This window comes from Lichenihabitans sp. Uapishka_5, from assembly GCF_033947565.1.
Classification (GTDB): domain Bacteria; phylum Pseudomonadota; class Alphaproteobacteria; order Rhizobiales; family Beijerinckiaceae; genus Lichenihabitans.
The window spans coordinates 181,850-203,025 of record NZ_JARPVX010000002.1 but is presented as its reverse complement, the minus strand read 5'-3'; the positions used below and the strand labels follow the sequence as shown (position 1 = coordinate 203,025).

At 66.4% G+C, this 21,176-nt stretch carries 17 protein-coding genes and 1 tRNA gene; 10 read left to right on the top strand and 8 right to left on the bottom strand.

Features of this window, described 5'->3' with window-relative positions:
• Window positions 1-146 precede the first annotated feature (146 nt).
• From P7D22_RS01970 to P7D22_RS01960, 3 genes are all read left to right on the top strand, one after another.
• The gene (locus tag P7D22_RS01970) at window positions 147-386 is read left to right on the top strand and encodes a DNA-binding protein (protein WP_319932511.1); all 240 of its coding nucleotides are present in this window, start codon (window positions 147-149) and stop codon (window positions 384-386) included.
• A 212-nt stretch (window positions 387-598) separates the two neighbouring features.
• Complete coding sequence (locus P7D22_RS01965) at window positions 599-1,219, top strand: hypothetical protein (RefSeq protein WP_319932510.1); 621 nt, start codon at window positions 599-601, stop codon at window positions 1,217-1,219.
• A 361-nt stretch (window positions 1,220-1,580) separates the two neighbouring features.
• Window positions 1,581-3,176: a DUF927 domain-containing protein gene (locus tag P7D22_RS01960; RefSeq protein ID WP_336624807.1), complete on the top strand. Its 1,596-nt coding sequence runs from the start codon at window positions 1,581-1,583 to the stop codon at window positions 3,174-3,176.
• Window positions 3,177-3,274: 98 nt separating this feature from the next.
• Here the strand turns inward: P7D22_RS01960 and P7D22_RS01955 are convergent.
• Both P7D22_RS01955 and P7D22_RS01950 read right to left on the bottom strand, forming a co-directional pair.
• A tRNA-Arg gene (locus tag P7D22_RS01955) sits at window positions 3,275-3,351 on the bottom strand.
• A 101-nt stretch (window positions 3,352-3,452) separates the two neighbouring features.
• Window positions 3,453-5,204, bottom strand: a complete 1,752-nt coding sequence (locus tag P7D22_RS01950) for an acyl-CoA dehydrogenase (RefSeq protein ID WP_319932508.1) — start codon at window positions 5,202-5,204, stop codon at window positions 3,453-3,455.
• A gap of 76 nt (window positions 5,205-5,280) precedes the next feature.
• On the opposite strand from P7D22_RS01950, the gene P7D22_RS01945 reads away from it, so the two are divergent.
• Complete coding sequence (locus P7D22_RS01945; protein ID WP_319932507.1) at window positions 5,281-6,246, top strand: L-threonylcarbamoyladenylate synthase; 966 nt, start codon at window positions 5,281-5,283, stop codon at window positions 6,244-6,246.
• A 46-nt stretch (window positions 6,247-6,292) separates the two neighbouring features.
• Here P7D22_RS01945 and acuI read toward each other — a convergent pair whose 3' ends face one another.
• Window positions 6,293-7,279, bottom strand: a complete 987-nt coding sequence (gene acuI, locus P7D22_RS01940; protein WP_319932506.1) for an acrylyl-CoA reductase (NADPH) — start codon at window positions 7,277-7,279, stop codon at window positions 6,293-6,295.
• 143 nt (window positions 7,280-7,422) lie between these two features.
• Between acuI and P7D22_RS01935 the strand changes: the two genes are divergently transcribed.
• The 6 genes from P7D22_RS01935 to P7D22_RS01910 all read left to right on the top strand — a co-directional run bounded on the left by P7D22_RS01935 (window position 7,423) and on the right by P7D22_RS01910 (window position 15,702).
• Window positions 7,423-7,917 (top strand): hypothetical protein, encoded by a 495-nt coding sequence (locus P7D22_RS01935; RefSeq protein ID WP_319932505.1) that lies wholly within the window; start codon window positions 7,423-7,425, stop codon window positions 7,915-7,917.
• Between the two features lie 133 nt (window positions 7,918-8,050).
• On the top strand, window positions 8,051-8,767 hold the full coding sequence (locus tag P7D22_RS01930) for a protein-L-isoaspartate O-methyltransferase family protein (protein ID WP_319932504.1): 717 nt from the start codon (window positions 8,051-8,053) through the stop codon (window positions 8,765-8,767).
• Between the two features lie 207 nt (window positions 8,768-8,974).
• Window positions 8,975-10,549, top strand: a complete 1,575-nt coding sequence (locus P7D22_RS01925; RefSeq protein WP_319932503.1) for a TolC family outer membrane protein — start codon at window positions 8,975-8,977, stop codon at window positions 10,547-10,549.
• Window positions 10,550-10,829: 280 nt separating this feature from the next.
• Complete coding sequence (locus tag P7D22_RS01920) at window positions 10,830-11,468, top strand: PopZ family protein (protein WP_319932502.1); 639 nt, start codon at window positions 10,830-10,832, stop codon at window positions 11,466-11,468.
• Window positions 11,469-11,475: 7 nt separating this feature from the next.
• Complete coding sequence (locus P7D22_RS01915; protein WP_319932501.1) at window positions 11,476-14,190, top strand: valine--tRNA ligase; 2,715 nt, start codon at window positions 11,476-11,478, stop codon at window positions 14,188-14,190.
• A 609-nt stretch (window positions 14,191-14,799) separates the two neighbouring features.
• Window positions 14,800-15,702, top strand: coding sequence for a tetratricopeptide repeat protein (locus tag P7D22_RS01910; RefSeq protein ID WP_319932500.1), 903 nt, complete (start codon window positions 14,800-14,802; stop codon window positions 15,700-15,702).
• A gap of 18 nt (window positions 15,703-15,720) precedes the next feature.
• Here P7D22_RS01910 and xth read toward each other — a convergent pair whose 3' ends face one another.
• From xth to gap, 5 genes are all read right to left on the bottom strand, one after another.
• Window positions 15,721-16,497 carry an exodeoxyribonuclease III gene (xth, locus tag P7D22_RS01905; RefSeq protein WP_319932499.1) on the bottom strand — a complete coding sequence of 259 codons (777 nt, stop codon included), beginning with the start codon at window positions 16,495-16,497 and terminating at the stop codon, window positions 15,721-15,723.
• A 4-nt stretch (window positions 16,498-16,501) separates the two neighbouring features.
• Window positions 16,502-17,290: a lysophospholipid acyltransferase family protein gene (locus P7D22_RS01900; RefSeq protein ID WP_442916001.1), complete on the bottom strand. Its 789-nt coding sequence runs from the start codon at window positions 17,288-17,290 to the stop codon at window positions 16,502-16,504.
• A 159-nt stretch (window positions 17,291-17,449) separates the two neighbouring features.
• Window positions 17,450-18,670: an FAD-dependent monooxygenase gene (locus P7D22_RS01895; protein WP_319932497.1), complete on the bottom strand. Its 1,221-nt coding sequence runs from the start codon at window positions 18,668-18,670 to the stop codon at window positions 17,450-17,452.
• Between the two features lie 12 nt (window positions 18,671-18,682).
• Window positions 18,683-19,873 carry a phosphoglycerate kinase gene (locus P7D22_RS01890; protein ID WP_319932496.1) on the bottom strand — a complete coding sequence of 397 codons (1,191 nt, stop codon included), beginning with the start codon at window positions 19,871-19,873 and terminating at the stop codon, window positions 18,683-18,685.
• Between the two features lie 144 nt (window positions 19,874-20,017).
• A complete protein-coding gene (gene gap, locus P7D22_RS01885; RefSeq protein ID WP_319932495.1) occupies window positions 20,018-21,025 on the bottom strand; it encodes a type I glyceraldehyde-3-phosphate dehydrogenase in 1,008 nt (335 codons plus the stop codon).
• Window positions 21,026-21,176 lie beyond the last annotated feature (151 nt).

Below are 21,176 nucleotides of genomic sequence, written 5' to 3'. Positions count from 1 at the left end.
GGCATTGGCCGCGAAATTACCCCCTCAGGGGGTCACTATTGCGAGCGATTTTACACACCTGCAGCGGCTGCGCGCCGACCTCAATGAGCTCCGTAAGGTGCGTGAGGCCCGTAATGGCCACTGAACCGCTGGCTGGCCACACAGCCTTGGCTAAGAACTCTGACAGCGCCCTGGAGGGCGCTGTCTTCCTGACCGACGTGGAACTGGCCCAGCGCTGGGGTATCAGCCCGAAGACCCTGCGCAACAACCGTGTGCTAGGGGTCGGGGTGCCCTTCGTTCGCCTCGGTAGAGCGGTCCGCTACGCGATGGCGACCGTCGTCGCCTACGAGGCGGCCAACACGGTGAGTTCGACCTCGCGACCGAGTGAGGCCGGGCCGTGCCAATGAAAGCTCTAGGGACAACGTGGGAATACCTGTGCGGCGAAGGGGCGCCGCCGCACGGGGCCGCGCTCGCCGTCGAGCGGCGCGAAAAGGCTGCATGGCTACGGAAGAAGGGCGGGTCGTGGGACTCTGACCGCCTCGCCGAATGCCTAGAAGCGTGCCGGCCGCTGACGCGATGCCGCTCGGGGGCCTGTCCTGCATGCGTGGGACAAAGCCAAGTGCGGCATGCGAAAGCGCTGGCGCGGCAGGCGGCTAGGTCGGCCGGGACCCCGTTCGCGGCGACGATCGTCCCGACGGGCTCGATGATCCCAGTCGGAAGCCTGCGGGAAATCGACCACGCCAACATGGTGCGCCGGCTCAAACGGGCGCTTGTCGGGTTGCCGTTCGATTGGATGGCTGGGGGTTTCGACTACAGTCTGAACGAACACAAGAGCGAGCGATACGATCCACACTGGTTGCCCCACCTGTACCTCATTGGTGCTGCCGACGACATCCCGAGGTTGCGCCATGAACTATCGCGGCGCTTCTCGGCTAACGACGCAGTACCGCGACCAGTGAAGGTGAAGCCATGGGACGGGCGCTGGAATGCGCCCTTCTACACCCTGAAGGTGAGCGCCTACCGGCGGGTCGGGGTCGACGACGGGGAACGCTTCGATCCGAAAAGTGGAAAGTTAAGGTTCTGTCGCAACACCGAGCAGCAGCGCTTGCGATCAGCCGAACGACTCGAATTAAACCTCCACCTCGACGATCTCGGCATCAGCCGTCGGCTTTTTGCGGCCCGGGCACAACTACACCACCGCGGGCGACGAACTGAGATCCGACCCATCGATGCCTGGTAGGCCGTTGCCAGCCGATCAGGGGAGAATTCCCGAGGAAACAGCACCGGAAAACGACTTAACTGCATCGAGCATTTTGCGGCTGATCAGCATCGCTGATTTCGCGCATGCCCCCCCTTTCAAACACGTGAGGCACGTGAGGCTCGTGAGGCAATCCAATTCAAGGAGATCAATGATGTCTAAAACTAAGTCAGTGCGATTACGGCGGTCACCCAAGATGACCCCTTGTCGCCGGAATCCTGCGATCAATAGTGTGCCTCAGGGGCGATCAACGCACCATGAGGCGGCTGCGTCGGACCATCATGTTTCGGCTTCCTATCTGCGAGATGAGCTCACGCGGGATCGGTACCTCGAGCTCAGCTTCATGGCCCCAAGTGGTCAAAGGGAAACACGGCGGATTCCAGCCGAGAAGGTGTCGGAAAAAACTGTCGGCCTCGAGTTGAGAGCGCAGGGTGCGCTCCTTGATCAGGGCACCAGCTCAGCAGCGATCATCCAGCGTGCCGAAAACGCTCTCGAGGTCATCCTCACCGAGCGAACCGGCTTTCGCGGCGTTGATGCTTTTGTGCTCCCTGAGCGCATGCTGGGCGCCGCCAAAGGCCGCTTTCGCTGGAAGAAGTCCCCTGAAGACCCGCAGGTAGGCTTGGCAGGGCGACACAAGAGGTTCCTCACCGACTGGAACAGCAGTGTGGGGAAGCTGTGTAGCCGTTCGACGTACTTGTCCTTCGCTGTCTGCGAAGCTTTGGCGGCTCCCCTACCGGGGTATGCGGCAGCCCTGAGCGAAGCGGGGGGCGATCACAAGCCCATGGCCGCGGAAACGGCTACGTTTAATCTGTCGGGTGAGAGCGGCACGGGGCGAACCGAGTGTGCGCGGGTAGCATCCAGCGTCGTCGGGCACCCAGATGGCTTCTCATCCTGGAACTTCACACCTCGGGGCCTTGTCGAGGACCTGGCCCAACATAACGACGTCCTTCTGGTGCTGGACGATTTCGAAAAGTGCATCGGACCTACAAGCAAGCGGAGAACGGATCTGTGCGCGGCCACTCAGGCGATACCTGAGGGTCAACCGAAAAGTATCGCCCAGATCGCGAAGGATGGTGGGCTACCGGCTCATCGCTGGAGCACCTTCGCCCTGAGCAGCAGTCCCAAACCGTTGCCCCAGATTGCCGCCGAACTCGGGCATACGATGAGCCAAGGCGAGATCGCGCGCGCCATAGACATCCCGGTGCCCAACAGGGCCTCCGGCGGCATCTTCGACCGCCTCAAGGCACAAGGATGGCGTCGCCAGCTCGCAGCTCATCGGTCGGCACGGCGTCTCAAAAGCGGGCTGGCCGCCACCTACGGCACGCTGTTCCCGGCCTGGATCGCATACCTGCAGGAGGCTGATCGAACCAAGGAATTGCTTAGGTACCGGGACGAGTTCGTTCAGGAAGTATGCCCAGCCGGCGATAGTTGGGATCGACGGGTGGCAGAGAAGTTCGGGATATTGATGGCCGCCGGCCGAGTCGCCGTTGATGCAGGGCTGCTGGAATGGCCGCAGCACTGGCCCATGCGCATCATGAAAACTGCCTACGCTCGCCACAAGGACAACAGCGGGACACCGGCCGACTCTGCAAAGGCTCTGGTACGCAAGATCGCAAACGACTTTAACAACCCAAGGTTGTATTTGAGCGTCGATACCAAAGCTGAAGCGCATTTCGGCACGGAGACGATGGGATTGCGCTATAGCTACCGTGACGAGGATGTCATCGCCGTTCGAGACGACATGCTGACCAAGCTCACTGGCACGGTTGACACCCGTCGCGCGTTCGACGCCCTGCTTTCTGAACTCCGGCTTGTCCGAGGAGGACAGGGCGACCGCAACACGACCCAGATTAAGCGCGCCTGCTGGATCGACGGCGAGCGCTGCGTCAAACGGCGTTATCTCTTGATCAGTGTGGAAGCACTTGAACGCTGGCGGTAGTCCCGAGGTGTCCCGACACTCTGGTCACTGAGTGGTCACTGGCAAATAAAGCCAGTGACCCCATCGCCCATTACAAACCACTAAGTCGTTGTAAATAATGGCGCGCTCGGAGAGATTCGAACTCCCGACACCCAGATTCGAAGTCTGGTACTCTATCCAGCTGAGCTACGAGCGCGCACGCCGGCCGCGGAAGACCGAAGCCAGCAAAGTCCAGGTTAGCCAGTCGGGGCCGATCAGGCAAGACTCGTAAGGACCGCGGCGGAGCAAGACAAAAGGCTAATCGGTCAAGGCGCCGAGCCAAGCTTCCGGATTGTCGCCCAACATCGCGCCGCCGTGGCGAATGATGCGGCCGAGCCCGATGGCTTCGGGGGCCAGGAAGGCGGCAAAGGCCCGGGTCAGCGCGACGGCCCGGGCCGCGGCCTCGCAGGACGACGAAAACGCGAGGCCGGCCAGGGCCGTGCCGCCGCAGGCGATGCCGAACAGGCGCAGGAACGGCGTCGCGACCGCCAGGGCTTCGCTCGACCGGTCGGGGGCGAGGCGGCCGAGCCAGGCCACGCAGCGCTCTAGCTCATCGACGGCTTGGCCCAGCGACGCGCCTGCGACCACCAGCCCAGGATCGGGGCAGGTGGCCAGTTGCGTGACGATCGCCCGCATCCCGGCAAGTTCACGGGACACGGCGGCGCCGCCGTCGAGCGACAGCTTGCGGCTGACGAGGTCGATGGCCTGGATGCCGTTGGTGCCCTCGTAGATGGCCGCGATCCGGATATCGCGAGCGATCTGGGCAGCGCCAGTGGCCTCGATATAGCCCGAGCCGCCATGCACCTGGATGCCCAGCGAGGCGATCTCGTTGGCGAGGTCGGTCGACCAGGCCTTGGCGACCGGGGTCAGCAGGGCGGCCCTGTGGGCGGCCTGGCGCCCGGCTTCGCTGTCGGGCTCCGCCGCATCGAGGGCCGCGGCCGTCAGGGCGCAAAGGCAACGCGCCGCCGCCGTGGCGCTTTTCATGATGAGCAGCATGCGGCCGACATCCGGATGCCGGATGATCGGCGCCATGCCGGGCCCGGACCCGCCGTCGCGGCCCTGACGGCGCGCCCGCGCATGGGCTACGGCCTTCTGGGTGGCGTGCTCGGCCGCCGCCACCCCCTCGAGCCCGACCGACAGCCGGGCGTTGTTCATCATCGTGAACATGCAGGCGAGGCCCTTGTGTTCCGTGCCGATCAGATGGCCCACGGCGCCAGTCCGGTCGCCGAACACCATGGTGCAGGTGGGCGCACCATGCTGGCCGAGCTTGGCCTCGAGACCGATGCAGCGCAGATCGTTCGCGGCACCCGCCTCGCCTTCGGGGCCGAGCAGGCGCTTCGGCACCAGGAACAGCGACAAACCGCGGGTTCCGGGCGGCGCATCGGGCAGACGGGCCAGAACCAGATGGAGGATGTTCTCCGCCATGTCGTGGTCGCCATAGGTGATGTAGATCTTCTGCCCGAACAGCCGGTAGGTGCCGTCGTCAGCCCGTTCGGCCCGGCAGCGCAAGGCGCCGAGATCGGAGCCGGCCTGCGGCTCGGTCAGGTTCATGGTGCCGGGCCAGGCGCCCGACACCAATCGCGGCAGGTAAAGGCGGCGCAACTCCGGCGACCCATGCCGGTCGAGCGCCTCGATGGCGCCAGCGGTGAGCAGCCCGGCCAGCGCAAAGGACAAGTTGGCGCCCGACCAGATCTCGAAGCAAGCGGCATTCAAGCTGTGCGACAGCCCCGAGCCGCCCGCCGCTTCGGGCGCCGCCAGACCGTTCCAGCCGCCGTCGATCCAGGCGCGGTAGGCACCGGCCCATCCCGGCGCGACATGCACGCCCGTGTGATCGAGGGTGACGCCATGGCGGTCGCCGACGCGATCGAGGGGCGCCAACACGCCCTCGGCAAACTGCGCCGCTTGCGCCAGCACCGGTGCGGCGTCCTCGCGGTCGTCGGGCAGGCCATTGGCCATGCGGGCATAGGCCATGGTGGCCAGCAGATCGGATTGCGGGGCGCGGTAGGTCAAGCCGGATCCTCGTTTGCGTCGTGGCCCATCTTAGCGTTTCTGGCCGGCAGCGCGATGGGACGGAGACTCGACCGGGATGGACACGCAACGGTTGGCGGCCGGGCCGGAGACCATCGCAACCGCGGCGGCGCTGCTTCGCGGCGGGAACCTCGTCGCCTTCCCGACCGAGACGGTTTACGGCCTCGGCGCCGACGCGCGCGACGCCGAAGCGGTGGCGCGCCTTTATGAGGCGAAGGGTCGACCGCGTTTCAATCCCCTGATCGCCCATGTGCCGACGATCGAGGCCGCGTGGCGCGAGGGGGTCTTCAACGCTGCCGCGGCGGCTCTCGCGGAAGCGTTCTGGCCCGGACCGTTGACGTTGGTGGTGCCGGTGCGAACCGGCGGGAGTATTTGCGCTCTCGCGCGGGCCGGGCTCGACAGCGTCGGCTTGCGGGTTCCGGCCCATCCGATCGCGCGGGCGCTGTTGGAGGCGGTCGACCGGCCGGTCGTGGCTCCCTCGGCCAATCGCTCGGGGCGCATCAGCCCGACGCGTGCGGCCCATGTGCTGGCCGACCTCGACGGACGAATCGATGCTGTGCTGGATGGTGGCGACGCGGCGGTCGGGGTGGAATCGACCATCGTCGGATGCCTTGAGGGGCATTGCGTGCTGTTGCGGCCCGGCGGCATTCCGACGGAAGCCATCGAGGCCTGTCTCGGCATGCGGCTGGCCTCGGGTCAGGACGACGCTGTGTTGAAGGCGCCCGGCATGATGGCGTCGCATTACGCGCCACGGCTCCCGGTGCGGTTGCGGGCGGGGCCGATCGCGCGCCATGAAGCTGTGCTCGATTTCGGCGGTCAACTGGAGGGCGCTTCGGCCGTGGCCTACCTTGATCTGTCGCGGTCGGGCGATCTGCACGAAGCGGCCGCCCGGCTGTTCGACGCCTTGCATCGGCTCGACGCTGCGGGGGCCAGCGGCATCGCGGTCGCGCCCATTCCCGATCACGGTCTCGGCGCCGCCATCAACGACCGCCTGCGCCGCGCCGCCGCGCCGAGACCCGGCTGAAGGCTGCCGGAGCGGACACACCCAGAAGACCGGAGTCGGACAGGGTTCAGGTCAGCGCCACCACGACGCGGCCCCGGACGCCACCATCGACGATGCGCTGCGCCGTCGCAACGATGTCGTCGAAGCCGACGGTCGTCGTCATGGTGGCGAGCTTGTCCGGATCGAGATCGCGCGCGAGGCGATCCCAGGCGGCGATGCGTGCCGCTCGCGGCACGAACACCGAATTGATGCCGAGCAGCGACACCCCACGCAGGATGAAAGGCGCCGCCGTGCCGGGCAGGTCCATGCCGCCCGCAAGTCCACAAGCCGCCACTGCGCCTTCGGCCCGGATCTGCGACAACAAGGTCACGAGCGTCTGGCCGCCGACGCAATCGATGCCGCCGGCCCAACGCTCCGTGCCGAGCGGCTTACCGGGCTCTGCCAGCGCGGCGCGATCGATCACCGCCGTGGCGCCGAGCCGCCGCAGGTAATCCGCTTCGGCGGCTCGTCCGGTTGAGGCCGTGACCGACCAGCCGAGCGCCGCCAGCAGCGCCACCGCCATCGAACCGACGCCGCCCGCAGCACCTGTCACCAGCATCGGTCCTTGCGAGGGCACGAGGCCATGGCGCTCGAGCGCCATCACGGCCAGCATCGCGGTGTAGCCCGCCGTGCCGATCGCCATGGCCTGAGCGGGCGTAAAGGCGACCGGCAGGGGGATCAGCCATTCGCCGGGCACTTGGGCCAGTTCCGCATAGGCGCCCCAGTGGGTTTCGCCGACGCCCCAACCGTTCAGCACCACGGCGTCGCCCGGCTTCAGGCGAGGGTCCTCGGTCGCCTCGACGATGCCGCTGAAATCGATGCCCGGCACCATCGGAAACTGCCGGACCACCGGCCCGCGCCCGGTGATGGCGAGGCCGTCCTTGTAGTTGACGGTCGAATGGGTGAGCCGCACCAGCGTGTCGCCCGGCATCATCGCGGCGCGATTGAGCTCGCGGATGGCAAGCCTGGGTGGGGTGCCCGGCGCGTCGATCACGAGGGCCTTGAACGAAGCCATGCGTCTTCAACTCCTGTTGCCGACGTTCATCTGCGCACAGGTGGAGGATTCGTCGCAACATCGTTGACGGCGCTGACGGATTCGCGGAGGTTTCGGCGTGGTCCGCTGCATGGCGCCGCACCCACATCGAGAGGATCATCGCGATGCGTCGTGGTTCTGCAATTCTCGCCTTCGCGGCATTGGCGTCGCTGGGGGCAGCCCCGTCCCGGGCTGAAACCGTGATGCAGCAATGCGGGCAGCAATATCAGTCCGCCAAGGCGGCCGGGTCGTTGAACGGCATGAGCTGGAACCAGTTCCGGTCCGATTGCGCGACGCGGCTGAAAGGGCAACCGGCTGCGGCCGCCGCGCCCGCTGCGGCGCCTGCGGCGACGCCCGTTTCAAACCCGCTCAACCCCACGCCGGCCGCAATCCCGTCGCCTGCAACCGTGCCGGCACCAGCCACGACGGCCGCTGCCCCGGCCGCAACGGTCGCCACACCGGCCCCTTCGGGCGGACGCGCAGCCTTCCTGGTGCGGGAAAAACAGTGTGGGGCCGAATGGCGCGCCAACAAGGTGAACTTGACGGCCAGCACTCCCGGACTGACCTGGCCGAAATACCTCAGCCAATGCAACGCGCGCTTGAAGCAGGCCGGCAAGTAGGGGCCGAACCCCGCAGCTGACCCATCGTGGCGCTCGGCACGCCGTGTCGAAGCCCGTGGACAGTCGGAATGGCCTGCCGCTATATGCGGGCGCGCAGGCGTCGCGATCCCATGCCGCGCAGGCAGGATGAGGAATGAGTGAGGCGATGGACCAGATGATTGTCCGTGATCCGTCGGCGACCAGGATCATCCGGCGTGCGATGGTGGATAATCAGATCCGCACCTTCGACGTCACCGACCAGCCCTTGCTCGACCGCTTCTACGGCGTGCCGCGTGAAGCGTTCCTGCCCGAGGGGTTGGCACCGCTTGCCTATTCGGACGCGGTGCTGACCGTAGCCGGGCGTGATGGACTGAAGCGCATCTTGTTGATGCCGATGGTTCTGGCGCGCCTGCTTCAGGGAGCCGCCGTTCAGCCGAGCGATCGCGTTCTCGTGGTCGGCGGCGGTACCGGTTATTCGACGGCGCTGCTGGCCGGGATGTGTGCCGAGGTGACGGCGCTCGAGCGCGACATTGGGTTCACGGCCGGCGCGATGGCAGCCTTCAAGGCGCTCGATCTCCCGCAGGCGTCCGCGGTGACGGGATCCCTGGCCGAAGGCTATGCCGCCAAGGGCCCGTTCGACGTGATCGTCGTGGAAGGCGCGGTGGAGGATCACCTCGACCCCTTGTTGGCCCAACTGGCCGACCGGGGCCGCTTCGTCACGATCCGCAAGATGGCGTTCGACGGGGTGCGCCGCAGCGGTCGCGCCATGTTGTATGAGCGTTTCGGCCGCGAGATCGGCAGCCGGCCCTTGTTCGACAGCTCGGCGGCCGTGCTGGACGAATTCGCCAAAGCGGTCAGCTTCGCGTTCTGACCCGCTCGGAACGCGTCGCGCCCAAGCTGGCGTGAGCCTTCCCGGTGTCGCTTTTTTGCGCCACCGGGGAACTTTGTCCCGGTCTGGTTATGAGAATCGGCGAAACTCCCGGCCTGTCGCGTTAAGCTCGCGGCCAAGACTGCGGTTCCCTGGATGCGACGACGCTCGTCGAGGATCCGGGTTCCGCATCAAGGTCGGGGTTGATCGATGTTTGGTGCTTCTGGGATGCGGCCTGCCCGGCTAGGGCGACGCCCCACTTCGAACCTGCGGAGCCGGTGGCCCGATGCGGCCTCGTTGCTGCTCGCGGGCGTGGCGGTTGCGGCTTTAACGGGTCCTGTTCAGGCGGAAAACATCAGTTCCGTGCTGATCAAAGCGTATCGGAACAATCCGTCGCTGAATGCCCAGCGCGCTGGAACCCGTGCGGTCGACGAGAACGTGCCGATTGCGACATCGGGCTACCTGCCGCATGTGACCGCCAGTGGCGACGTCGGCTACCAATATTCCAACGCGGTCGGCGCCGGCATCACGGCCTCGAGCGGCAGCACCACCTCGACATCCACGTCGACGTCCGGCACCTCGGGCACCAGCGGCACCAGCACGTCCGGGACTTCGGGCGCTTCCACCGGCACCTCGACGTCATCCTCGACCAGCACAGGCTCGGCCGGCATCGCTGACACGGTTCCACGCGGCGTCGGTCTGCAGGTGACGCAGACGCTATTCGACGGGCTCCGCACCACCAATTCGGTCCGGCAGGCGGAATCGAACGTCCTCGGCTCGCGTGAAACGCTCCGCAACCAAGTCCAGAGCACCCTGCAGAGCGCCGCCCAGTCCTACATGGACGTGCTGCGCGACACCGCGACGCTCGAATTGCGCAACAGCAACATCAAGGTGCTGGACGAGCAGCTTCGGCAGACGCAGGACCGGTTCAAGGTCGGCGAGGTGACGCGAACCGACGTGGCTCAGGCGGAGTCGGGTTTGGCGGGGTCGCGCGCCGACTATTACCTTGCGCAATCCAACCTCCAGAATTCCATTGCAAGCTTCCGCCAGGTGGTGGGTGAGCAGCCGACCCGGCTCGAGCCGGCGCAGCCGCTGACCCGCGGCTTGCCGCAGACCCTGGCCCAGGCCATTTCGGTGTCGCAGGTCGAACATCCGAACGTGCAATCCGCGCTGCACAATGTCGATGTCGCGGCCGCGCAGGTGAAGATCGCCGAGGGCGCGCTGCTGCCCACCGTCAGCGCGACCGGCTCCGTGCAGCAGCGCTATGATGTGTCGAACGTCGTCGGCAGCAGCGCCTTCGTGGGTTACGTGGGCGGCACGATTTCGGTGCCGTTGTATGAGGGCAGTGCCCCCTACGCGACCATCCGCCAGTCCAAGGAGAACCTCGGTCAAGCCCGCTTCCAGGCCGACGTGGTCCGGGATCAGGTTCGCGCCGCCGTGATCTCGGCCTGGGGCTTGTTCGAGAGTTCGAAGATCGTGGTGCAATCCGACCAGACGGCCGTCAACGCATCCGAGATCGCCCTCAACGGCGTGCGCGAGGAAGCCCGCGTCGGACAGCGCACCACCCTCGACGTGCTGAATGCCCAGCAGACCTTGTTGAACGCCCGCGTGGCGCTTGTTGGCGCGCAGCGCGACCGTGTGGTCGCCACCTATGCGGTGTTGTCCTCCATCGGGCGGCTGACGACGGGAATCCTCAATCTCGGCATCAAGGATTATGACCCGACCGTGCATTTCGAGCAGGTCAAGGACAAGTGGGTCGGCCTGCGAACGCCGGATGGCCGATAAGCCGGGCATCGTCGCCGGCCTTCTATCTAAACGGCGCCCGGTTATGGCTTAACCAGCCGCCGATCCGTCTGTAAAAGACTGGAAAACGACCAAGCGCACTTGCGCCGCGCAGGCGCGCTGCGCAGATTGCTGCGTCACAGATTCCGTTTCATCGCGGCTGCGCCGGCATCGAGCCAAGCAGGATTACCAAGGGACGTTTCGAGGCATGGCAGCACCCAGCACCACGTCGGCGCAGGCTCCGGACGCGGAACATTCCCAAATAGGGCTTAACGAACCTTCAATGGAAGACATCCTGGCTTCGATCCGCCGCATCATCGCCGAGGATCAGTCCAACAACCTTGCACGCGGCAGCATCGGCGGCTTGACGCGCCGCGCCGCCCTGGCGGCCGCCGCCGAGGTTCGACCCGCTGAGGACAGGCAGGTTCAGCCCGAGGCGGAAGCCCCGGCGATCGAGCTGCCCGCCCCGGTCTACGAGCCGGAGATCCATGTCGATCACGAGATTGACACGACCGCCCATGACTTTGGAACGCCTCTCGAGGAGCCGACTCCTTTCCACCTGGACCACATGCATGGGCCCGAGACGACGTTCGAGCCCGAGCCCGAACCCGAACATCTCGGCTTCCAGGCGCATGACGCGGGGCAGGAGGTGGCCTACGCGCTGCCTGAGCCACGCGATGTCGGGCTCGAGTCCGAGCCGTTGATGTCGCATGCGGCAGGCGCCTCGATCACGTCGTCGTTCCACGCCCTGGCCGAAACCATGGTGTTGCAGGACCCCGAGCTGATCGAGCGGGTAATGCGGGATTCCATGCGGCCGCTGTTGAAGACCTGGCTCGACGATCACCTGCCCAGCATCGTCGAGCGTCTGGTGCGGACCGAGATCGAACGTGTGGCGCGTGGCGGCCGCGGTCGCAACGGCTAGCATCACCATGGAAAAGCTTTTCGCCGCTGCTGTTGTCGAGCAGCGGATCAGTGCCGCTTGGGACGAGGCCGGCGCCTTCAGGGCAGGGCGCCCGGATCGCGTCGGGGCGCAACCGTTCTGCATGGTCATCCCGCCGCCGAACGTGACGGGCTCGCTGCATATCGGGCACGCGCTCAACAACACCTTGCAGGACGTGCTTTGCCGCTTCGAGCGGATGCGCGGCAAGGATGTGCTGTGGCAGCCCGGCATGGACCACGCCGGCATCGCCACCCAGATGGTGGTGGAGCGGCAACTGGCCGAACGGCAGCAGCCGGACCGTCGCAGCATGGGCCGCAAAGCGTTCATCGAACGCGTTTGGGCCTGGAAGGATGAGTCCGGCGGCCAGATCGTCGGCCAGTTGCAGCGGCTCGGTGCTTCCTGCGATTGGTCGCGCACGCGCTTTACCATGGACGAGGGCCTGAGCGCCGCTGTCCTCAAAGTGTTCGTGACCCTTTATCGGCAGGGCCTGATCTACAAGGACAAGCGTCTCGTCAACTGGGACCCGAAGTTCCTGACCGCCATCTCGGACCTCGAGGTCGTGCCGGTCGAGATCAAGGGCAGCCTTTGGCATTTCCGCTATCCGGTGGTGGATGCGGCCGGGGCCGAAACAGGCGAATTCATCACGGTCGCCACCACGCGGCCGGAAACGCTGCTGGGCGACACGGCGGTCGCGGTTCACCCCGAGGACGACCGCTATAGGCATCTGCAGGGACGGCAGGTGCGGCTGCCGCTCGTCGGACGGCTGATCCCGATCGTTGCGGATGATTACAGCGATCCCGAAAAGGGGTCGGGTGCCGTGAAGATCACCCCGGCGCATGATTTCAACGATTTCGAGGTCGGCAAGCGTCACGGGCTGCCGATGATCAACATTCTCGACGCCGAGGCGCGGCTGCTGCTCGTCGGCAACGAGGCCTTTCTGGCGGGTGTCGATCCGCAGGCCGCCGCCTGGGCGCTCGGCCTGCACGGGCAGGACCGCTTCGTGGCCCGCAAGGCCGTGGTGGCAAGGATGGAGGAGCTCGGCCTGCTGGCCGAGGTCGAGCCCCATGCGCTGACGGTGCCGCATGGTGACCGGTCGAACGTGGTGATCGAGCCGTGGTTGACGGACCAATGGTACGTCGATGCCGCGACCCTGGCGACACCCGCCCTGGCGGCGGTGCGTGAGGGCAAGACGAGCTTTATCCCGAAGACTTGGGAAAAGACCTATTTCGAGTGGCTGGACAATATCCAGCCCTGGTGCGTGTCGCGGCAGCTCTGGTGGGGACACCAGATCCCGGCTTGGTATGGCCCGGACGGCACCGTCTTCGTCGCCATGTCGGACGATGAAGCGCATCGCGACGCCGCGGCCCACTACGGAGCCGCCACGCCGTTGACGCGCGACGAGGACGTGCTCGATACGTGGTTTTCGTCTGCGCTGTGGCCCTTCTCGACGCTGGGCTGGCCCGACCAGACGCCGGAGCTCGCCCGCTTCTATCCGACCGCGACACTCGTCACCGGCTTCGACATCATCTTCTTCTGGGTCGCCCGGATGATGATGATGGGACTGCACTTCACGGGCGAGGTGCCGTTCAAGGACGTCTATATGCATGCCCTCGTCCGTGACGAGAAAGGGCAGAAGATGTCCAAGTCGAAGGGCAACGTCGTCGACCCGCTGGTGCTGATCGACCAGTTCGGCGCCGATGCGCTGCGCTTCACCCTGGCCGCCATGGCGGCTCAGGGGCGTGACATCAAGCTCGCGACCTCGCGCATCGAAGGCTACCGCAACTTCGGCACCAAGCTCTGGAATGCGGCGCGGTTCGCCGAGCTGAACGGCTGCGGCCGCGTTGCCGGCTTCGATCCCGCAACAACGCGCTCGACCCTTAACCGTTGGGTGCTCAGCGCCTTCGCCGGGGCTGTGGCCGACGTCACGGCGGCGCTCGAAGCCTACCGGTTCAACGACGCGGCGGGCGCGGCCTACCGGTTCGTCTGGAATCTGTTCTGCGATTGGTATCTGGAGTTCGCGAAGCCCGTCTTCGCCGGTCAGGATGCGGCCGAGAAGGCCGAGACCCAGGCCACCACGGCCTATGTGCTGGATGGCATCTGCGCGCTGTTGCATCCCTTCATGCCCTTCATCACGGAAGAATTGTGGGGCATCACCGGGGCGACCGGTCCGGCGCGCGACAGCGTGCTGGCCCTGGCACCTTGGCCCAGCGTGGCGCACTTGTCCGATGCCGCAGCCCAGGCGGAGCTCGACTGGGTGATCGCCCTGATCTCGACGGTGCGGTCGATCCGTTCGGAGCTGAACGTGCCGGCCGGCGCCACTGTGCCGCTCGTGTTGGTCGAGGCCAGTGCCGAGGTCCGGCGCCGCGCCGAGCGGTGGGGCGACATCCTGAAACGGCTTGGCCGCTTTACCGATATCGGCTTTGCCGATGAGGCGCCACGCGGCGCCGTGCAGGCCCCCCTTCCAGGGGCGGTGGCGGCCTTGCCGCTTGCAACGGTGATCGATGTGGCGGCCGAGGCCGCCCGCCTCGGCAAGGAAGGCGGCAAGCTGCGGGCGGAAGCCGGCAAACTCGAGAGCAAGCTCGCCAATCCCGGGTTTCTGAACAAGGCCAGTCCCGAGGTGATCGAGGAAACCCGTGAACGGCTTGCCGAACTGCAGGCCCGCGCCGGCAAGCTCGATGACGCGCTGCGACAGATCTCCGGCTGAGCGACGAGCCGTCGGGGTGGGCGACGGCTGACAGGCAGCGATCGCGCGACCGATCGCATGTCGATCGGCCGTCGCTGCGCCGGGCCGGCACGGGATTTGTCATGCGTCGATGGCGCTTGTTCGATTCCGGGTGACGTCCTGGCCTCATCTGTGCTGCAAGGCCGCCCGGCCGCGGTGATCGCACACACCAACGCAGCCTCGACGATGCGATCCAGCTGGACGTTGGTCGGCTCTGTTGCTTGTAACCGTAAAGTCACTCCGGCGCTTTTTTGAATAGCGTAAAGATCTTCTTCTGCAACACCCCGAGCTTGACTCTCGGCTCAGCCCTCAGCGGCCCCCTACACGCTTCGTGTTGTTTCTGACACACCCGACTGGATTGAATACACCCCCTTTTGCCGTCCGAAAGGTGCCCCTATTGCGCCATAAACGCCGCGCTAATCTGCCGGGCCCAGAAGATTGGTGGGAGCTTTCTCATCGCGTTCTGACGCTGTCCCAGGCTGGGGATGGCGAAAGGTCTTCTGGCGCGCCTGTCTGAACCGTGGCTGATCCGATCGTTGATCCGATCGTCGCGGAACCGGGGGAGTGGCGAGTCAGTGGGGCGGAAACCACATGGTCGGACGACACGGCATGGACAAGGTCTGGGCGCCTCGCGCAGCCCGTGCCGACCGCGCCTTTGTGCAAGCCGCACGAGGCCTTTCGGGATGCTTGGGGATCGTGGCTCTCGGGCTGGCGCTTCAGGGCGGAGCCGCCTGGGCGCTCGACGGCACGGCTGAGACACCCGCTGACGCCAAGGCGTCGCTGTCGAACTTCGCCAATCCGCAACAAGCGATGCGCCAGGGTATCGCGGTCTATCGGTCCGGTGACGTCAAATCCTCTGTCGAAGCCTTCAAATACGCAGCCGCCGGTGGCAATCCGCTCGCCCGCTGGAAGCTCGGCAAGATGTATGCCGATGGCGACGGGGTGCCGCAGGACGACACCAAGGCCTTCGATTACTTCACGCAGATCGTCCAGAATTACGATGAGGACAATCATAGCGTCCGTGACGTGTCGGTGGTGGCCAATGCCTTTGTGGCGCTCGGCATCTACGACCTGAACGGCATCGCCAACACGGACGTCAGGCCCGATTCCGAGCGGGCGCTCGAGATGTTTCAATATGCGGCGCTGAATTTCGGCAGCGCCGATGCGCAATATAATCTGGCGCGGCTTTATCTCGATGGCGCCCCGAACATCGCCAAGGATACCCGGCAGGCGGTGCGTTGGATGGCGCTGGCGGCCGAGAAGAACCACAAGCAGGCCGAGGCACTGCTTGGACACATGCTGTTCAACGGCTTCGATGGCGTCGCCCGCCAGCGCGCCCGCGGCCTGATGTGGCTGATGCTGGCCAAGGACGCCGCAACCGACAGCCGCGACGCCTGGATCATCGATCTCTACAACCGGGCCTCGGACGCAGCTTCGGATTCGGACCGCCAGGTGGCAATCCTTTATGCGGACGATCACCGGCACAAGAACTGACGCCGGCCACCAGCCTGCTCAGCGCAGGTCGATGCGTACCGGCACATGGTCGGACGGCTTTTCGGCCGCCCGCATGTCCTTGTCGATCGTCACATCCACCAGCCTGTCGGCGGCCCGGGACGACAGAAGCAGGTGGTCGATGCGGATGCCCTTGTTCCGCTGCCACGCGCCCGCCTGATAATCCCAGAAGCTGTAGACGCCGGCATGATCGGTGGTGGCCCGCAGCGCATCGGTCAGACCGAGCGACACCAAGGTGCGATACCGTTCGCGCGTCTCAGGCAGGAACAGCGCATCGTGGACCCAGGCCTCCGGATCGGCGGCGTCGCGCCGGTCCGGAATGACGTTGTAGTCGCCGGCCAGGACGAGCGTGGCGCCTTCCGCGAGGCGTTGGCGGGCATGAGCGGCCAGCCGATCCATGAAGCGCAGCTTATAGGGGTATTTGTCGGTCCCCACGGGGTTGCCGTTCGGCAGGTAGATGGAGGCCACCAGGATCTCGCCGCCGCCATCCGGCACGCGCGCTTCGATGAAGCGGGCCTGCGTATCCTCCGGCTCGCCCGGCAGCCCCGCCGTGGCCTCGACCGGCCGACGCGACAGGATCGCGACACCGTTGAAACCCTTCTGGCCATGCACGTTGCAATGATAGCCGGCCGCCTCGATCTCCTGACGCGGAAAGCTGTCGTCCGTGCATTTCAGCTCCTGCAGGCAGAGCACGTCGGGCGCCACCGCGCCAAGGTAACCCAGCAGGTGGTCGAGGCGCTGGCGCACCGAATTGACGTTCCAGGTCGCTATGCGCATCGCCTCAACTCCAGCGCCGGTGCGCCCACATCCACTGCTCGGGCGCCTGCCGGACATAACGCTCGAACGTCTTCTGGATCGCCATCGTGGCGGCCTCGATATCGGCCTTGCGGTCTGCGGTCTCTTCCACCGGCAGGAGCTCGAAGGATTGCACGAAGCGGACGCCGGGCAGGCGTCGCATCCGCACCATAAGGATTGGCGCCCCGACGCTGCGGGCCAGCATGGCCGGAAAGGTGGTGGACGGCGCGGGCTTACCGAACAAGGGCACCACGATGCCGTTGTTTTCCCGCTGGTCGCTCAGGAAGCCGATGCTGCCGCCATCGCGGACGATCTTCATGAACTGCCTCGGGACTGACCCGCTCTTCGGCACTAATCCGCCCGTGTAAAGGAAGGACCGCATCCGCAGCACGTCCGCATCGACATGCGGATTGTTCATCGGCCGGTAGATGCTCCAGGGTTTGGCGCCGACCTGCATGATGCCGAGAATTGCCAGCTCCCAGTTGCCGAGATGGCCCGCGCAGGCCACACGACCGCCGGGGCGCGCCGCCCAGGCCTCCAGCACCGCATGATCCTCGAAGGTCACACGTCCGTCGGCCGCAATGGCGTCGAGGTGGAACGATTCCGCGAAGGTGCGGCCGAGGTTGTCCCACATGGCGCGGATCACCCGCTCGCGCTCGGGCTCGTCGAGTTCGGGCATCGCGTCGCGCAAGTGGGCCAGAGCGCGGCCGTGCCGGTGCGTCAGGGGGGCGACATGACGCCAGAGTCCGCCCGACAGGGCCGAGGCAACCTCCACCGGGAGAGATCCCAGCAGCAGGCCGGCGAAGCGGAAGAGACGGTGCTCGAACCTGTATCGAAACGATGTCCAGCGTGATCGAAGCGACAAAGCGAAAGAGTCCGGCCCGCGGCTGAAAGTGTCAACAGGGCGCTTGATGGACGATCACCCGGGCGAGCGTCAAGCCGATGGCCTCACTGACCGGCCGGTGCCCGGAGCAAGGCCATGCCGCATGAGGAAGCGCCGCACCGGTGCCACGCGGCCGAGCGCCATCAGGCCGGCGCCCCGCAGCGCATCTGTGGCCACCCCGCGGGACAGCAACGAGCCGTTCAACAGGTCGACGGCGGCGATCCGACCCGCCACGTCGCGGCGGCGCTCACGCTCAAAGGCCCGGAGGATCTCGGCATTGCCGGGGTCGGCGACGGGCGGCGTACCGGCGACATGCCGCACAAGCGCCGCGACATCCCGAAAGCTCAGGTTCAAACCTTGGGCGCCGATCGGCGGCAGGGCATGCGCGGCCTCGCCGACCAGCACCAAGCGAGGCCCTATGAGGGCCGTCGCGGCCTGCGTGATGATCGGAAAGCTGCCGATCGCCCCCTCGAGCGTCATGGCGCCGAGCAGGCGGGCACATTGCCGCTCGGCATCCCGCACAAAGGCGGCATCGCCGGCAGCGCGTCGCCGCCTGGCGGCCGCGGGCGACATGACCCAGACCAGGCTCGAACGGCGCTGGCCCTCACCCGGCAGGGGCACCAGCGTGAACGGCCCCTCGCGGGTGTGGAATTCCGTCGATACGTTACCGTGCGGTGCGGCATGCGCGAAGGTGGCCGTCATGGCGCGTTGCGGATGTTCGGTGGTGCGGACGCCGATGTGGGCCGCCTTGCGGGCCAGGGAGGCGCGCCCGTCGGCCGCGACCACCAGCGACGCCCGCAAGACCTCGCCCGTGTCGAGACGCACGTCAGCGGCATCAGCCTTGAAGGCAAACCCAGTTGCGGCGGACGACGCAAGGGTCAACCCGGACGTCGTTCCGGCGGCCTGCCACAGGGCTGCTTCGAGCGTGGCATTGTCGACGTTGTACCCGAAGGCCGAAAGGCCGATCTCCTCGGCCTTGAAGGCGACGGGGGGCGGCGCAAACAGCGACCCCGTCGCATCGACGATCCGCATGGTGCGCAACGCCTCGGCTGCCGGGGCGATCGAGGGCCACAGGTCAAGCTGCCGCAGCAGGTCGACCGAACCTTCGAGAAGCGCCACCGTGCGTCCCGGCCGCGGCGCCCCGGGTTGGCCCACAAGGGTGACGGCGCGGCCTTGACGCGCCAAGGCGATCGCGGCTGTCAGGCCGACCGCCCCGGCGCCCACCACGACGACGGGAGCCTCGAGATCGTGTTGCACCACCGTCGTCGGCATGGGTTGGTTTCCTCAGCGCTTCCGCAGCGCTTCCACGCCCGGCAGCACCTTGCCCTCGAGCCATTCGAGAAAGGCACCCCCGGCGGTTGAGAGATAGGTGAAGTCCTCCGCCACGCCAGCGCCGTTCAGGGCCGACACAGTGTCGCCCCCGCCCGCGATGGTGACCAGTTGTCCGTCCGCCGTCAGCCGCGCCGCATCCTTGGCGATCGCCACAGTGCCGGTGTCGAACGGCTTCAGCTCGAAGGCGCCGAACGGCCCGTTCCACACCAGCGTCTTGGCCCGGCGGAGCACCGTGGCCACATGGGCGATCGATTGCGGCCCGATATCGAGGATCATCTCGTCCGCTTCTACGTCGCCGATCCCTGCCGTGCGGGCCGCAGCCCCGGCCTTGAACTCCTTGGCGAGCGTGACATCGACCGGCAACACGATCTCGCAGGCGCCTGCATCGGCCAGGATGGCGCGTGCCGTGTCGGTCAGGTCATGCTCGCAAAGCGACTTGCCGACAGGCCTGCCCTGAGCGGCCAGAAAGGTGTTGGCCATGCCGCCGCCGATGATCAGCACATCGACCTTCTTGACGAGGTTGCCGAGCAGTTCGAGCTTGGTCGACACCTTGGCGCCGCCGACGATCGCCACCACGGGGCGCTCGGGCTTCTCGAGCGCGCGCGTCAAGGCCTCGATCTCGGCCTGCATGGAACGGCCCGCATAGGCGGGCAGGCGGCGGGCCAAGCCCTCGGTCGAGGCATGGGCCCGGTGGGCCGCCGAGAAGGCATCGTTGACATAAATGTCACCGAGCGCCGCCAAGGCCTCGACGAAGGCGTCGTCGTTCTTTTCCTCGCCCTTGTGGAAGCGGGTGTTCTCGAGCAGCAGCACGTCGCCGTTCTTCAGCGCCTGCACGGCCTGCAGGGCCGGCTCGCCGATCGTGTGCGGCAGGAAATGCACCGGATGGCCGACATGGTCGCCCATGGCGGCAGCGACGCCACGCAGCGAGTTCACCTCGTCGGGGCCGCCCTTCGGCCGGCCGAAATGGGCCAGCAGCACCACCTTACCGCCCTTGTCGGCGATGTGGCGGATCGTCGGCACGACACGCTCGATACGGGTGGTGTCGCTGATGCGGCCGTTCTCGACCGGCACGTTGAGGTCGACGCGGACGAGGACCCGCTTGCCGGCCAGATCGGCGTCGTCGAGGGTGTTGAAATCGCTCATGGGAGTCTCCGAAGCGCCGCGGTGGGCGGGAAACCCCGGGTCCCCCGGACAGCGATGATGGGGAAGCGCAAGGCCGGCTGGCCCCGCAAGCCCGCGCGAAGGCGGGAACACCCTCTCCCGCTCGCGCGGGAGAGGGTTTGATGGTCAGATGAGCTTCGCCATCGCGACGGCGGTGTCGCCCATGCGGTTCGAGAAGCCCCATTCGTTGTCGTACCAGGACACGACGCGCACGAAGGTGCCGTTGATGACCCTGGTCTGGTCCATGTGGAAGATGGACGAATGCGGGTCGTGGTTGAAGTCGCTGGAAACGTTCGGCAGGTCCGTGTAGCCGAGCACGCCGGCCATCTCGCCTTCCGCGGCCTTCCGCATGGCGGCGTTGATTTCTTCCTTCGTGGTGGCGCGCTTCACCACCAGCTTCAGGTCCACCAGCGACACGTTCGGGGTCGGCACCCGGATGGCCGAGCCGTCGAGCTTGCCGGCAAGCTCGGGCAGCACGAGGCCGATCGCCTTGGCGGCGCCGGTCGAGGTCGGGATGGACGACAGGGCTGCGGCGCGGGCGCGATACAGGTCCTTGTGCATCGTATCGAGCGTCGGCTGGTCGCCCGTGTAGCTGTGGATCGTCGTCATGAAGCCGTGCTCGATGCCGATCGTTTCGTGCAGCACCTTGGCGATGGGCGCCAGGCAATTGGTGGTGCAGGAGCCGTTCGACACCACGATGTCGTCCTTGGTCAGGGTCTTGTCATTGACCCCCATGACAATGGTCTTGTCGGCGCCGTCGGCCGGGGCCGAAACCAGCACGCGCTTGGCGCCAGCCTTGACGTGGGCCATGGCCTTGTCCTTCGCGGTGAAGATGCCGGTGCATTCCATCGCGATATCGATGCCGAGCTCGGCATGCGGCAGGGTGGACGGATCACGGATCGCCGTGACCTTGATGGGGCCGGTGCCGACGTCGATGGTGTCGCCCGAAACCTCTACCTTGTGCGGGAAGCGGCCATGCACGCTGTCGAAGCGCAGCAGATGGGCGTTGGTCTCGACCGGCCCGAGGTCGTTGATGGCGACGACTTGGATGTCGGTGCGGCCCGACTCGACGATCGCCCTCAGGATGTTTCTCCCGATGCGCCCGAAGCCGTTGATGGCGACTTTCACGGTCATGCTTGTTCTCCTTTGCCCAGCACGGCATGCCTGAAGCCGCTGCGAGCATCAATGCCGAAATGCGAGGCGCTATGCGCAAGCTGCATGGCTTCGTAAGCTCGACCGGCCAACCGGCCTGGTCGAACCGCCGCGTCCGCCGGGCAACCCCTTT

Excerpts from the sequence above, each read along its gene's own strand:
- P7D22_RS01890 (WP_319932496.1), bottom strand. The coding sequence starts at position 19,873 with ATGAGCGATTTCAACACCCTCGACGACGCCGATCTGGCCGGCAAGCGG.
- P7D22_RS01945 (WP_319932507.1), top strand. The coding sequence starts at position 5,281 with ATGGACACGCAACGGTTGGCGGCCGGGCCGGAGACCATCGCAACCGCG.
- P7D22_RS01930 (WP_319932504.1), top strand. The coding sequence starts at position 8,051 with ATGAGTGAGGCGATGGACCAGATGATTGTCCGTGATCCGTCGGCGACC.
- xth (WP_319932499.1), bottom strand. The coding sequence starts at position 16,497 with ATGCGCATAGCGACCTGGAACGTCAATTCGGTGCGCCAGCGCCTCGAC.
- acuI (WP_319932506.1), bottom strand. The coding sequence starts at position 7,279 with ATGGCTTCGTTCAAGGCCCTCGTGATCGACGCGCCGGGCACCCCACCC.
- P7D22_RS01960 (WP_336624807.1), top strand. The coding sequence starts at position 1,581 with ATGGCCCCAAGTGGTCAAAGGGAAACACGGCGGATTCCAGCCGAGAAG.
- P7D22_RS01915 (WP_319932501.1), top strand. The coding sequence starts at position 11,476 with ATGGAAAAGCTTTTCGCCGCTGCTGTTGTCGAGCAGCGGATCAGTGCC.
- P7D22_RS01925 (WP_319932503.1), top strand. The coding sequence starts at position 8,975 with ATGTTTGGTGCTTCTGGGATGCGGCCTGCCCGGCTAGGGCGACGCCCC.
- gap (WP_319932495.1), bottom strand. The coding sequence starts at position 21,025 with ATGACCGTGAAAGTCGCCATCAACGGCTTCGGGCGCATCGGGAGAAAC.
- P7D22_RS01935 (WP_319932505.1), top strand. The coding sequence starts at position 7,423 with ATGCGTCGTGGTTCTGCAATTCTCGCCTTCGCGGCATTGGCGTCGCTG.
- P7D22_RS01920 (WP_319932502.1), top strand. The coding sequence starts at position 10,830 with ATGGAAGACATCCTGGCTTCGATCCGCCGCATCATCGCCGAGGATCAG.
- P7D22_RS01910 (WP_319932500.1), top strand. The coding sequence starts at position 14,800 with ATGGTCGGACGACACGGCATGGACAAGGTCTGGGCGCCTCGCGCAGCC.
- P7D22_RS01895 (WP_319932497.1), bottom strand. The coding sequence starts at position 18,670 with ATGCCGACGACGGTGGTGCAACACGATCTCGAGGCTCCCGTCGTCGTG.